The organism is Pseudomonas sp. CCC3.1, from assembly GCF_034347405.1.
Taxonomy (GTDB): domain Bacteria; phylum Pseudomonadota; class Gammaproteobacteria; order Pseudomonadales; family Pseudomonadaceae; genus Aquipseudomonas.
Genome location: NZ_CP133778.1, coordinates 4,466,414 through 4,479,417 on the forward strand (window position 1 = coordinate 4,466,414; position 13,004 = coordinate 4,479,417).

The window sequence follows — 13,004 nt, forward strand, 5'->3', positions numbered from 1 at the left end:
GGCTAGAGCCTCGGTTTAAAGGGCTTCATTCTGACTAAAGGCAATAGCAAATAATTTTTAAAAAGAGATACGTTGTCTTAGGAATCAATCAAAAAGGCAACTGTGCGCCTCATCGCAGCCTGCGGCAGCGACTACGAGAGGCGACACATCATTTATCGCTGCGATACGCCTCAGCAAAGATCTCGGTGATCGGCTTTCGGGGGAAGCGTTTGATCAGGGCTTTAACCTTGGCACTCAAACGCAGCAACTCGGCGCTGGGCTTGGCCCACTGTTCAGGCGGCAAGGGTTCGGACCATTCGCGCATCGCCTGCGGCAGCGCTCGGCGGCCGACTTTGGCAATGCGTTTTATCTCCCACTCCACCAGATGATTGGGCAAGGTCCATAACGTCATCACGTGGTAGACGTACCAAAAAAAGCCATAGATCCAGCCCACTTCTTCCTCGCGAATTCGCCGATGCAAACTGGCGCGGGCATTGCGGAAGGTGTGCAAGCCTTCGTGGGAAGGGTCGCCGGGTTCATGCAGCTCCAGCGGGTCTTGAATGGCTTGCAGGTCGTTGAGTTCGTATTCCATGTAACCGCGCACCGCCTCCCAATTGGCGATTGCCAGTTGCAAGGCGCCGCATTGGAATTCGACACGAACCAACTCGCCCTCATGCTCAAACCCCATGCCCATTCCGTAGTGGCGAGTGACGCCGTATTGGCTGGCGCTCTGGCCTTGGACGATCCAGGCAGAGAGCGATTCCCATGGGACGAATAAAGGTTCAGTGGCGCCGTCGGGCATGAAGCAGACTTCGCGGCGCTGGCGGTTGAAACGGGTGGGGATGACGGTGGTGAAGAGTTTGTGGGCTTGGAACCAGACGTAAAGACACACGGCTGATGCAGCGAACCACCCTCCCAGCGCGATGGGCAGTGCCGCGGAGAATGAGTCTGCGATTGCATACCACACTTCCTCAGAATTACTGCCCAAAAATGCAAAACCCAGCCCGGCAGTCAATGGAGCACCGAAACCCATTAGACAAGTAAAAGTAAACGGTCCACCCAACCATATTTGATACGAATAAACATTAGGCCGCCCTCCTCCAAAGTCCAAGCAGATATCGTTGTAATCACTGATATAGGGGCAACATGGTTCTGCTTCGGTGGGTAGGGGTAACGGAGCTAAATAGGTCTGCCGCCCACCAGGAAACAGCTCTAGGTCACCTGCTTTTTTTTGCATCCCATTTATGGGTGATTGAAGTGACATAGCTTTGGCCTTGGTCATGACAGCAACTCCAATGCATCTACTTCAATCATCAATAAAGGCATCTCAGCGCTTGATTCGAAGTGCTGCTGCGCCGGCATAAAGCGCCCGCCCTTAACAGGATCAAAACGAATGCGGTAGGTGCGCTGAACCAGTTGCCCTTTGTCATCCAATGAATGGAGCTCAAGCTCAATCAATAACTCCTCAGACACTTTGCCGAACCCAGGCTCAGGGTTGCGTGGATAAGTGAGCTTTAACAACAGGGGTGCCGGACCCTTTTGTTCTTTTTCTAGCTTGCTTGCCACACGGTACAACCCGGCCTGCACCTGTTCGGTAACGAACTCGCGATGTTCCATGGGAATGCCTCGATCACCTCGCAAAGACGTAGTGATGCGCTGAGCGCCGATCTTAAGAGCATGACTGGCCCTCCCCTCCAGCGTGACGTGATAGTCGCAGACAGCCCGCCCAGGAAGGATTATGCAAATCTCACCCGGCTTGGTATTGGGCAGCATGCTTTGCCAAAACGACTCCTCCCCGGAGCCCTTGACTTCTACAAAGGGCGTTTGCTGCAGCACCTCTAAGTAATATTGAAACTCTTGCAGGGTTAATTCTTTGCGTTTGTCTACATCAAGACCCCACGGAGTGCTTTGCAGCCACCAATCATGGGCACTGGTGTTGTAGCGGTTGTAAAGCCAGGTACCCGCTAATTCCAGTACCGTAAAGAACGCACCCGCCAGGTTAAAACGAAAAAACACACTGCTTAGACGAGTGCCAGCAACCTTCCACGCCGCCTCCCGTGCGGCGCCCTTGGCAGCCCTCAATACATCTAACCCTGCTTGTACTGTATTAATAAATCCATAAGCATTACTGGCCGCCAGACCGCCTGCCGCAATCATAGTCACCATCGCAGCGTTTTGAGCGCTTCGATTTCCACTACGAACTGCTTGCAGCCAATTACTGTGATAGCTGTTGAGACTAGCAACCGCAGCAATAACCCCAAAGGCGTAATTAAAAAAACCCAATCCAACATGCAACTTGCCGATCGTGACTTGAAGTCGACTGAGCGCAGTCCGAGCCAAACCATCGCCTAGACTTTTAACCTGAGCACTTAGCGCCGTGTCAAATACGCCTTGAGCAGCAGCAAACCCGGCGGCGCCAGTGGCAGCAAACGCACTCATAAAAGGCACCCAATCACGACCATTTTGAGTCTGGGCTCTTGTCTCTTTAAGCACCTGCACCAAATTCACCGCCTGCGCCACAAACAGCAACAGCGCCGCCCCGTCCCCCAACACATTCAACACAGGCGCACGGCTCACACCTTGACGAAAATCCTCCATCAGCCCGGCCACTTGCCGTTTGCCTTGATTGGAGAAGATCACCGTCAGCCCTGCTTTGCCCTGTGTAGAGCCAAAAAGCCGCGCATGTTCATCCGGCAGTTCCGGGATTGGGCTAATACTCGCAGCCAGCCGCCTTTGCTCCAGGTCCAGTCGCTGGTTGTCGTAATCGATCTGTTCCAACAATTCGCGAGAAGTGGCCGATTTGTGGCCGTTCTTACGATTGGACTGGGCGCGCTTTTTTTTAAGCAGGGCTATTTGGGTACGCAGCTTCAACGTCTCTTGCAGCGCCTCTCGTAGCGCGGCCTGTTCTTGCGGGGTAGAAAAGTGAAACGTCACGCCTTCGGTTTTAGACGCTTGCAGTATTCGCGACTTCAAAGCCGTGGGCAGTTTGCGCAGCAGTTCTTCAACGTCCGGCATGGCATTGTTTTTGAAGAATTCGTCAAAGTTGAGCAGTGCTTTTTCCAACCCACGATTAAGCGCCGGGGTCAGGGCGTTGAGCGCGGCATTGGCCACTGTGCGGGTGCTCTGCGGCAGGTCGTCCAGCGCTGGTAAACGGCTCTGTTCAATCGTGCGCAAACGGGCCAAAAGTTCAGGGCTGTTGTTGAACAGAACCATGCCCGCCGCCAGCAAAAAGGCGTATTGCACCCAAAGCGAGGTTTGGTCGCTGTAGGGCAAGGTGTGGTACAGCGGGCGACTGAATTGCGGCTCGCGCTCGCAATAAGCCAGCAGTTGGTCACAGGCATCGTCGCTGCGGCAAATGTCTTTTAGGCAGGCGTATTCGAGGGTAAAGGCATGCCCCGTCTGCCCGATGTCCATCGGATCAAAGTACCAAGCGGCTTTGTGAAACGCGCCGGAGCAGATCAAGTCTGTGCGGTCGGCAGTGATGAGGTCGAGTTGGCGGTTCCAGCGTGCAAGCCCGGCACGATGAGCAAACAGTTCACGATCCATCGCTTCGCGGTCGATCAATTCATTGACGCCGTGCTGCCCAAATTTCGCGCCGTACAACACATCATCCACTTGGTTGAATCGATGCTTGCCCAGGCTAATCAGTGTTTCGAAATGCTGGTCGACAAACGCCGCCGGGGACACCTGAAAATGCTCGCGCGTGTAGAAACGGCGATCGACGTCTTCAGCAGCGCTTCGTGCCCCCGAAGCCACGCCAGCGCCTTTCAAACGCTCCTCATTGGCCAGCATTTGCGCCCGCTGGCGCAGCACCTCCAACTCATCCGGCACCGGGCTCCCCGCAGGCGGGGTCATCAAGCCGCCCTTTTCGAGGTACTCAATGATCGCCGCGCCCGTCACCCCTTGCTGCGGCTCAGCCATGCACAGCAAATCATCGAGCAGGGCTTTTTGCGCCGGGTCAGAGCTGTCACCGAGCAGCGTATGAACATTCGGCGCATTGAGCTGGCTCAGGGATTCGATGTAACACGCCAGTAAATAGTCGCGCTCGTTATTGCCCTTTTTCGGCCCGCCATTGCTCCAGTCGTCGATCCAACCCACGACCTCATCCTGATAATTGGCCAGGTCGCGCAGCACGCCCAGCGTGTCGTCCAGCACCAGGTACAGCACGTCATGGCGGTACTGAGGATGAATGCAACCGGTCAGGCGGTTCATGGAGATTTCATTGAAGCGCGCAGGTTTTTCCCACAGATACGGCTTACGCTCGTGCTCGGGCAGTTCGATGTCCAGACGTTGTTGCGTGTGTTGGGCATGTTCAGCCAGGGTTGTTGCGGGTGCCTGCTGCTGCGCCTCGATCTTCTCGGTCGCCACTTCAGCCAGCCAATGCTCGGCCATGTCCGGGGTCAGCAAGTGCGGCCCGCCGGTGTCGCAGTTGGCCTTGCGCAGATCAACCGCTTGCATGAAGTGGTTACGCTCGGAAGGCGAATTCAGCACTTGCTGGCACTTTTTCGCGGTCCACGGCACTTCGGTGTAAGCGACGTACAAGGTACTGGTTTTGAGGAAAATCAGGTTCGGCTCGTAGATCGGCTCGTCGCGGTCGTCATCAAATACCGCCAGCCCCTGCCACAGCATGGCGCTGACCAGCCCGTCGTCAATGCGGTACTCCGACAAGGTGCCACTGCGACTTTCAATCACGTACAACCAGCCATCGCGCAGCAGGCGTATCCCTAGTGGCCGAGCGCCAAGGCTGTAGGGCATCGGAATTTCGCCCGAGGGGTCCAGCGCTGGGTTATCGACCATCCCGTAACGCAGCGGGATCAGTTGCACGGTGGTTTTCATCAATGGGCAGGTGCCCATGCTGTTTCGCGCATCGTCTCGTGAGAGGTTGACGTTGTTGGGGTTTTTGGGCCTGAAGACAGTCGACATTAGTAGGGCTCTCGCAGGTGCAGGGCTCGGCATCGGGCGATTTCTGCCGCTTTCTCGACGCGTTGCGCTGGAGTGAGCGACGAGGCTGTGATCAGGAGGTGCTGAAGATCGGGATGGTGTTGCAGGGCGTCCTCACCCAAGTAGCCATGGATGTTGGCGTAGAGCGTGATGTCGAGTTCGCTGTTAAAACCACGGTCGTACGCCGAGGTCGCCAGTGCCTGCATCTGCGCCCAACGCTGGGTCACCGAGAGGTTGGCCTGGTACGCGGGAAAATAGTGGCGCAGATGCTGGTCGAGGCGCAGCACCACGTTGCGAAAACTCACGTCATCCAACGCGCTCGCCTCTTGCGTCGAGAGCAGGTAAGGCGCGGCATATTGGGCAACTGGCGCAGGGCCAGGGCGCTGTAAAAGATGCCAACTATCACGTGCGCCGTCAGCGATCAAAATGTGATGGCAAGGGCCAAACAGGGTGGGATCACGCGCCTCGATCGCGAGGTTGAACAATGCATGCATCACCGAAGGGTCGGCCACGCGCAAAAAAACTTTCTGCTCGTGAGGCATGCGCACCACGCTCAGCCAGCGCAGGTGTTCAACCAAGGACTGCCACGGGCCATCGCGGAACAGCAAGTAGCCCCACTCTTCATCGGCCTTGGCCAAGAACTGTTGCAGCACCGGGTGTTGCGGGTCTTCGACGTTCATCACACGCGGCGACACGTCTTCAAGACCGGCCATTTGCGGACCTGTGTACAGGTGCTCAAACACCCAGGGATGGGTCCATTGGTCCAGATGCTGAGACAGGCTGGTCAAGCGAACGGCATCCAGTAATAAACCGCTGCCCCCTTGCCAATCGAGTTCGGGAGGAAAACCTGCCGACAACAAACCTTCACGCTCAACCATACAATGCCCTCCGTGAACGGCATCAGCCCGCATAAGCGGGCCGATGAAGTGTTGTGAGTATGTGGATCTTAAACAGCAGTTTCCTTGCGCCAGTCATCAGAGCCTGAAGTACCACCAACTTCGTGGGTCCAAGTGATTTTTCGATAAGTGAACTGCACGTCTTGCAGATGAGTGAAGTGGCTGTTTGCCGGATCCTGACAGTTGTGCATATAGTCCTTGATGTCGACGATGATCGCGTCTTCAAGTTTCGTGGTGTAGTAATGCTCTTGTGTGCCGGTAGACGAAGTCCGAAACCACTGAATGACAACTTCGCTCATACGCTCACCACTCGTCAATGCTGCAAGCAACAAAGGCGAAGACTTGTCAAAAACCTTAGTGATGCACAGAGGTTTGTGAATACGCTGACCGGTAGGCTGACCCGACTGAGGATCACGTGGAATGATCATTTCGTGGCTGAAGCCCTGAACCATGAACTGGTCTTCGTGGCCTTCCTGATAGCTGTTACCCACTGACTCTGCAGTGAATGCACCCTTCGTGATCAGGCCCTGTTTCTCACCGGTAACGGACATATACGCTGGCGTAGCCATTGAAGCTCTCCTTGCACAAAAAATGTGATAACGCTGCAAACAAAAACGCTGCAGTACGCCAACAAGAGTTCAAGAGTTATGCCAACTTAAATCAAAACCTTATAAACCAAGGGCTGCACGCTTACAGAAAGTTCAGTGACACCCCAATAGCACTCAATAACAGCTAAAAATGCGCAAGAAGTTGCGCACTGCTGCGCAACTTCTTGCGCACCGCTCTACAACCCTCTACTGCTATAGCCTATAGCGCGTTATCCACAGATAAATCTTTATTTAACTGCGCAAATAGTTGCGCAGTTAGTACTTAGTAAGGGGCCGGCAAACACACCTACCGAATCCCAGCATTAAGGTCGATTGTGTCCGCGTAATTTAAGCGGACGCAATTACCCTTAATATCAGGATCGCCATGCGTGAACGTAAGTCCTACTCAAAATCCTTTAAAGCCCAAGTGGTTCAAGAATGCCAACAGCCCGGCGTTTCCGTGGCGGCCATCGCAATGAGTCACGGCATCAACGCTAATGTCGTGCGCCGCTGGTTACCGCTTTTTCGTGATCAGCAGGCAGTCGTGCTGCCAGCGTTTGTTCCCGTGAACCTCACGCCGGTCAATCCCAAGCCAAAGGCTCAAACGTCGGCGCTTATTGAACTGCCATTTGGCGAGCAAACCATCACCGTGAAATGGCCTGCTTCCGACCCTGAGGGCTGCGCTCTGTTTGTCCGTGGATTTGCCCTATGATCCGCATCGACAGCATCTGGCTTGCCACCGAGCCCATGGATATGCGTGCTGGCACCGAGACGGCTTTGGCGAGGGTGATTGCGGTTTTCGGTGCGGCGAAGCCGCACTGCGCTTATCTGTTTGCCAATCGTCGCGCTACTCGCATGAAAGTCCTGGTTCACGACGGGCTCGGTGTTTGGTTAGCCGCACGACGGTTGAATCAAGGCAAGTTCCACTGGCCAGGCATTCGACAAGGTAGCGAGTTGGAGCTGGATGCCGAACAACTTCAGGCCTTGGTGCTCGGCCTGCCTTGGCAGCGTGTTGGCGTTGGCGGTGTAATTACGATCCTTTAAAAATCGGTCATTAAATTCAGAGCCTGCTGCCTTAGGTGGTTTGCTTTGGTAAAATCCAAGGCATGAATTCCTTACCCGACCTCGACCAAATGTCCCCCGACCAGCTGCGTGCTTTAGCCGCGCAGTTGATGTCGAAGGTCGACACCATGGGCAGGAAGATCCATCACGATCAGACCCTCATCGAACAGCTGACTCATGAAATCGCCGTCCTCAAGCGACACCGGTTTGCCAAGCGCAGTGAGCAGATCAGCCCGGAGCAAGGCAACTTGCTCGACGACTTGCTCAATACTGATCTTGAGGCTATCGACGCCGAATTGAGCGCACTCCTGCGAGCCCCGGCTCAAGAGCAAACACGTCAAAAACCCAAGCGTGCACCGCTGCCAGCGCAGTTTCCACGCACCGTGATTCATCACGAACCGGAAAACACGCAGTGCTCTTGCGGCTGCCAGCTTCAGCGCATCGGCGAGGACGTGAGCGAGAAGTTGGATTACACGCCGGGCGTGTTCACCGTCGAGCAACATGTGCGTGGCAAGTGGGCCTGCCGCCAGTGCGAAACACTGATCCAGGCGCCAGTTCCGGCCCAAGTGATCGACAAAGGTATTCCGACCGCAGGCCTGCTGGCTCATGTGATGGTGGCGAAGTTCGCTGACCACTTGCCGTTATACCGGCAGGAGAAAATCTTTGGACGTGCCGGTTTAGCGATCCCACGTTCAACACTGGCCCAATGGGTTGGACAGACCGGTGTACAGCTTCAGGCACTGGTCGATGCCTTGCGAGAAGCAGTTTTAGCGCAACGAGTTGTCCACGCCGACGAGACGCCGGTGCAGATGCTTGCGCCCGGCGAGAAGAAAACACATCGCGCGTATGTCTGGGCTTACTGCACTACGCCGTTCTCGGCGCTTAAGGCGGTGGTTTATGACTTCAGCCCGAGCCGTGCGGGTGAGCACGCGCGTAATTTCCTCGGTACATGGAACGGCAAGCTGGTGTGCGATGACTTTGCTGGCTACAAAGCCGGCTTCGAGAAAGGCATGATCGAAATCGGCTGCATGGCCCATGCGCGCCGCAAGTTTTTCGATCTGCACGTGGCCAATAAAAGCCAGTTAGCCGAACAGGCACTGCACTCAATTGGCGGCTTGTACGAAATTGAGCGTCAGACGCGAGAGATGAGTGATGAAGATCGCCGCCGAATACGGCAGGAAAAAGCCGCGCCGTTAGCGAAAGCACTGCACGAGTGGATGCTGACTCATCGCGATCTTGTGCCCAACGGATCAGCAACGGCCAAAGCCTTGGATTACAGCCTTAAACGCTGGATAGCGCTGACGCGCTACCTGGAAGATGGGGCTGTGCCCATAGACAATAATCCGGTCGAAAATCAGATCCGCCCGTGGGCGCTTGGACGTTCCAACTGGTTGTTTGCCGGATCGCTTCGCAGCGGTAAACGGGCGGCTGCGATCATGAGCCTAATTCAGTCGGCGCGTATGAATGGGCATGATCCGTATGCTTATCTCAAAGATGTGCTGACGCGACTGCCGACGCAACGAGCGAGTGAGATTGAGCAGTTACTTCCACATCAGTGGGTATCTGCCTGAGTCACGCAAGGTGACTTTGGCAGGCGCTTACAGTACTTAAGCAAAAAATACAACTTCACACGTTTAGCCACTCTCTTTGACAGCTATACCGTGTAAGCGCTAAGGAGACACGGAGGCGGCTCACACGTGAAGGCGCAGCGCCCCAAAAACGAAGGTCCTTCGGCCCTTATCGCAGCCTGCGGTAGCGGCTACAAGGTAGCGAATGCGGTATCCGGATACATCATTTTGTAAAAACTAACCGCTATACAAGGCAGCCCGGTTATTACAAAAAAGGTCGTCCGTCATGCCCGCCTCACCCCAGCGCCTTGCGCTCGCGATTGCGCTATTGAGTGCAAGCGGCTTTAGCTCATTGGCCATCGCCAAAGACACTGTGCTGAGTTCTCCCAGCACCAGCGGCCTTAATCTGAACGCCAGCGATACGCTGACGGTCAATCCAGACGGTAGCCTGACCACCGCCAAGGTGGCGGTCACGCTCAAGGATGCAACCAGTGCGACAGGCGTGGTGATCGACAACGCAGGCAGTCTGATTTCAACGGGCGGGCGTGCGATAGACAGCAGCGGCAGCGCAAGCACAGCGCGTAACTACAGTATTTTCAACCGCAGCGGCGGGACGATTCAGGGTGATAACGATGCGCTGCGCATCGACACCAACTTCACCAGCGGCAGCGTGCTGATTGATAACAGCGGGACCATTCGCTCCACCAACGGCGGTCAGGCCATCGACCTCGATTCGGTGCGCAGCGAGGGGGTCAAAACCACGCTGATCAACCGGCTCGGCGGGTTGATTCGCGGCGACTTCAACGACGGTATCAAGACCGGCTCCAACGCCACGATTATCAACTACGGCGAGATTTCTTCAGGCGATGCCGTGTCCGACAGCACCAAGTACGACGGTGTCGATATCGACTCGGCGACCGGGGTCACGGTGACTAACTACGGCATCATTTCTGGCGGGCGCCACGGCATCACCACGGACTTGGGCGCGTCCCTGCTCAACTATGGCGAAGTGACCGGGCGCAACGGCTCAGGCTTCGGCTCGGACGGCGACGGCACGGTGATCAACTACGGCACCATCACGGGCGCCTACTCCGGGCTCAAGCCCAACGGTGATGGCGATGGCGTCGACATCGATTTCATCGCCCATATTGAAAACTACGGGGTGATTCAGGGCACGGGCGCCGGTGGCGTCGACAAAAACGGCTTTGCCAACGGCAGTGAAGGTATTGCACTGGGCGGCGGCTACGTCTTTAACGCCAAGGGCGCGCTGGTCAGTGGCGCCAACAATGCCGTGCTGGTGGATGACGGCAGCGATGGCCCAGGCGTCGCCGCCACCACGCTGGTGAACAACGGCACCATTCAGGGGCTGGACGGTTTTGGCGTGAAGTTCGTGGGCGCGTTCGACGATGTGGTGATCAACAACGGTTTGATCAGCGGTAGCAACGGCCTGGCGCTGGATCTGGGTGGCGGCAATGACACGCTGACACTGGGCAGTGCCAGCCGCTTCAACGGTCTGGTTGACGGCGGCAGCGGTGATGACCGGGTGATTTTCGATGACCCGGCCGGTGGCAGCTTCGGTAACAGCCAGAACTTTGAATGGCTGGACGTGAAGTCCGGCAGTTGGACACTCACCAGCCAGAACGACTTCAGCGACGGCGGCGAGATTTTCAGCGGCGCGCGTCTGATCAACCAAGGCGCCATTATCGGCACCATGACGGTCGATAATGGCGGTGTTTACGCAGGCGGCGGCAGCGTCGGCAACTTGCTGGTCAACGGTACGCTGCAAACCAACTCGCAACTGGGCACCGCAACCATCAACCATGACCTGACCTTCAGCAGCGGCGCCACCCTGGCGTATGGCGTGAATGCCGATGGCAGCAGCGCCCCGGTGCAGGTCGGCGGCACTGCCACGCTGAATGGCGCCACCTTGGCAATCAATGCCGGCAGCGGCACTTACCCATGGCTGAGCCAATACACCGTGCTGAACGCAGGCTCTATCAATGGCACCTTTGGCACGGTGACCAGTGATTACGCGTTCCTCACCCCGACGCTCAGCTACAAACCGACCAGCGTCGAGCTGACGTATGCACGCAATGACGTGGCGTTTGCCGACTACGCCACCAGCGCCAACGGCGGCAGCGCTGCCCGTGGCCTGAGCCAGCTCAAGGCTGGTAATGCGTTGTACAACGCACTGCTCAACACCAATACCCAAACAGCGGGCGCGGCCATCGAGCAACTGGCGGGCAGCGGCAACGCAGGCTTGAGCCGCGCAACCCTGGCCGCCACTCAGCAAGTGGGCAGCAGTATGTTGGCGGCCATGCAATCGCTGGGTGCCGGGGCAGGTTTACAGGTCGCGGCAGACATTCGTAATACGCCGGTACTCGCCGCCACCGGTGTCCCGGCCGGGCTGCGTAACCTCAATGACCCAAACGCTCAGGGTCGACTCTGGCTGCAAGGCCTGGGCAGTTATGGACGACTGGACGGTGACCACGGCAGCAGTGACCTGACTCAGCGCACCAAGGGCGGTTTGCTGGGCGCCGATTGGGCACTGACACAAGACTGGCGCATGGGCATGCTCGGGGGCTATTCGAAAACCGATGTGGACAGCAGCGGCATGGATGGCACCGTCAACAGCTGGCACGCGGGCGCGTATGCCATTCGCCAAAGCGGCCCACTGGCATTACGTCTGGGCGCGGCCTACAGCGGGCATAACGGCGACACTAAACGCAGCGTGGCATTTAACAGCTTTGCCGATCAACCCAAGGGCGACTACCACGCCAACAGCCAGCAAGCCTTTGCTGAACTGGGCTATGCCATGGGCAGCGGCCGCGTGAGTGCCGAGCCGTTTGCCAACCTCGGTTATCAGCGTTATCACCGTGATCGTTACACCGAAAAAGGCGGCGCTGCGGCCTTGCAGGTCGACGCGCAAACGCAAGACAACTTCAACAGCACGCTGGGTATTCGGCTGGCGCACCTGAGTCAGTTGGAAAACGGCATTAGCCTCACCCCACGCCTGAGCGCAGGCTGGAAACACACCTATGGCGATGTCAGCAGCTCGATTCAGCAGGCTTTTGTGCTGGGCGGCAGCGCGTTCAGTGTCGAGGGTACTGCACTGGATCGTGACAGTCTGGTGCTGGAAGCGGGCCTTGATATCGGCGTTTCTGCTCATCAAACACTGGCCGTGGGCTACACCGGTGATATTGGCAGCAACAGCCGCAATCATGGGCTGATGGGGCAATGGCAACTGAGCTTTTGATTGATCCCCCGTCGGAGCGCAATGCTGTTCACTTAAGTGATTTGTGCCCGCTCCGACACTTGAATTGAAGCCCAAAAAAAGGCCCTCCCCGATAACACCGGGGAGGGCCTTTTCATTGACGCCGGGGGCTTACCCCAGGTTTACGCCGTAATCTTTAGCCAGCGGACCCAGGCCACCCGCAAAGCCTTGGCCGATGGCCTTGAACTTCCACTCGCCATTGTGGCTGTACAGCTCGCCGAAGATCATGGCGGTTTCAGTTGAAGCATCTTCACTCAGGTCAAAGCGCGCCAGCTCTTTGCCGTCTGCCTTGTTCACGACACGCATGTAAGCATTTGAGACCTGACCAAAGCTTTGCTTGCGACTGTCCGCTTCGTGGATGGTCACCGCAAACACCAGCCGTTTGGTTTCAGGAGCAAAGCCCGCGAGGTTGACGTTGACTTGCTCATCGTCACCCTCGCCTGCGCCCGAGCGGTTGTCGCCCTGGTGCACGACGTTGCCGTCCGGTGAAGTTTTGTTGTTGTAGAACACAAAACTGCCGTCATTCAGCACTTTGCCGCTCTCGCCAACAATAAACACCGAGGCATCCAGATCGAACTCGGCTCCATCCGTTACACGCGGATCCCAACCCAGACCGACAATCACTTCTGTCAGACCCGGCGCTTCTTTGGTCAAGGAGACGTTGCCGCCTTTACTCAAACTTACTGCCATGTTCATG

At 56.6% G+C, this 13,004-nt stretch carries 9 protein-coding genes; 4 read left to right on the forward strand and 5 right to left on the reverse strand.

All coding sequences use genetic code 11. The annotated features are described in order from the left end of the window. Positions 1 to 148: 148 nt before the first annotated feature. The 4 genes from RHM56_RS19615 to RHM56_RS19630 form a co-directional block, all read right to left on the reverse strand. Positions 149 to 946: a hypothetical protein gene (locus RHM56_RS19615; protein WP_322235140.1), complete on the reverse strand. Its 798-nt coding sequence runs from the start codon at positions 944 to 946 to the stop codon at positions 149 to 151. A gap of 311 nt (positions 947 to 1,257) precedes the next feature. Beyond that, entirely contained in the window at positions 1,258 to 4,902 is a 3,645-nt protein-coding gene (locus tag RHM56_RS19620; protein ID WP_322235143.1) for a toxin VasX, read from the reverse strand. Then, positions 4,902 to 5,798, reverse strand: a complete 897-nt coding sequence (locus RHM56_RS19625) for a DUF4123 domain-containing protein (RefSeq protein ID WP_322235145.1) — start codon at positions 5,796 to 5,798, stop codon at positions 4,902 to 4,904. Before RHM56_RS19625 ends, RHM56_RS19620 begins: the two co-directional genes overlap by 1 nt. A gap of 68 nt (positions 5,799 to 5,866) precedes the next feature. Further along, entirely contained in the window at positions 5,867 to 6,385 is a 519-nt protein-coding gene (locus RHM56_RS19630; RefSeq protein ID WP_322235147.1) for an Hcp family type VI secretion system effector, read from the reverse strand. A 403-nt stretch (positions 6,386 to 6,788) separates the two neighbouring features. On the opposite strand from RHM56_RS19630, the gene tnpA reads away from it, so the two are divergent. From tnpA to RHM56_RS19650, 4 genes are all read left to right on the forward strand, one after another. After that, a complete protein-coding gene (gene tnpA / locus RHM56_RS19635) occupies positions 6,789 to 7,115 on the forward strand; it encodes an IS66-like element accessory protein TnpA (RefSeq protein WP_322235150.1) in 327 nt (108 codons plus the stop codon). Then, positions 7,112 to 7,447 carry an IS66 family insertion sequence element accessory protein TnpB gene (tnpB, locus tag RHM56_RS19640; protein ID WP_322235152.1) on the forward strand — a complete coding sequence of 112 codons (336 nt, stop codon included), beginning with the start codon at positions 7,112 to 7,114 and terminating at the stop codon, positions 7,445 to 7,447. The genes tnpA and tnpB overlap by 4 nt, the downstream gene beginning before the upstream one ends. Positions 7,448 to 7,509: 62 nt before the next feature. Then, entirely contained in the window at positions 7,510 to 9,036 is a 1,527-nt protein-coding gene (gene tnpC / locus RHM56_RS19645; protein ID WP_322235154.1) for an IS66 family transposase, read from the forward strand. Between the two features lie 283 nt (positions 9,037 to 9,319). Further along, complete coding sequence (locus RHM56_RS19650) at positions 9,320 to 12,289, forward strand: autotransporter outer membrane beta-barrel domain-containing protein (protein ID WP_322235156.1); 2,970 nt, start codon at positions 9,320 to 9,322, stop codon at positions 12,287 to 12,289. A gap of 129 nt (positions 12,290 to 12,418) precedes the next feature. On the opposite strand, the gene RHM56_RS19655 is transcribed toward RHM56_RS19650, so the two are convergent. Next, positions 12,419 to 12,997 (reverse strand): TerD family protein, encoded by a 579-nt coding sequence (locus RHM56_RS19655; RefSeq protein ID WP_322235159.1) that lies wholly within the window; start codon positions 12,995 to 12,997, stop codon positions 12,419 to 12,421. Positions 12,998 to 13,004: the final 7 nt, after the last annotated feature.

Coding starts and splice junctions, on each gene's coding strand:
- RHM56_RS19620 (WP_322235143.1), bottom strand. CDS start 4,902: ATGTCGACTGTCTTCAGGCCCAAAAACCCCAACAACGTCAACCTCTCA.
- RHM56_RS19625 (WP_322235145.1), bottom strand. CDS start 5,798: ATGGTTGAGCGTGAAGGTTTGTTGTCGGCAGGTTTTCCTCCCGAACTC.
- RHM56_RS19630 (WP_322235147.1), bottom strand. CDS start 6,385: ATGGCTACGCCAGCGTATATGTCCGTTACCGGTGAGAAACAGGGCCTG.
- tnpA (WP_322235150.1), top strand. CDS start 6,789: ATGCGTGAACGTAAGTCCTACTCAAAATCCTTTAAAGCCCAAGTGGTT.
- tnpB (WP_322235152.1), top strand. CDS start 7,112: ATGATCCGCATCGACAGCATCTGGCTTGCCACCGAGCCCATGGATATG.
- tnpC (WP_322235154.1), top strand. CDS start 7,510: ATGAATTCCTTACCCGACCTCGACCAAATGTCCCCCGACCAGCTGCGT.
- RHM56_RS19650 (WP_322235156.1), top strand. CDS start 9,320: ATGCCCGCCTCACCCCAGCGCCTTGCGCTCGCGATTGCGCTATTGAGT.
- RHM56_RS19655 (WP_322235159.1), bottom strand. CDS start 12,997: ATGGCAGTAAGTTTGAGTAAAGGCGGCAACGTCTCCTTGACCAAAGAA.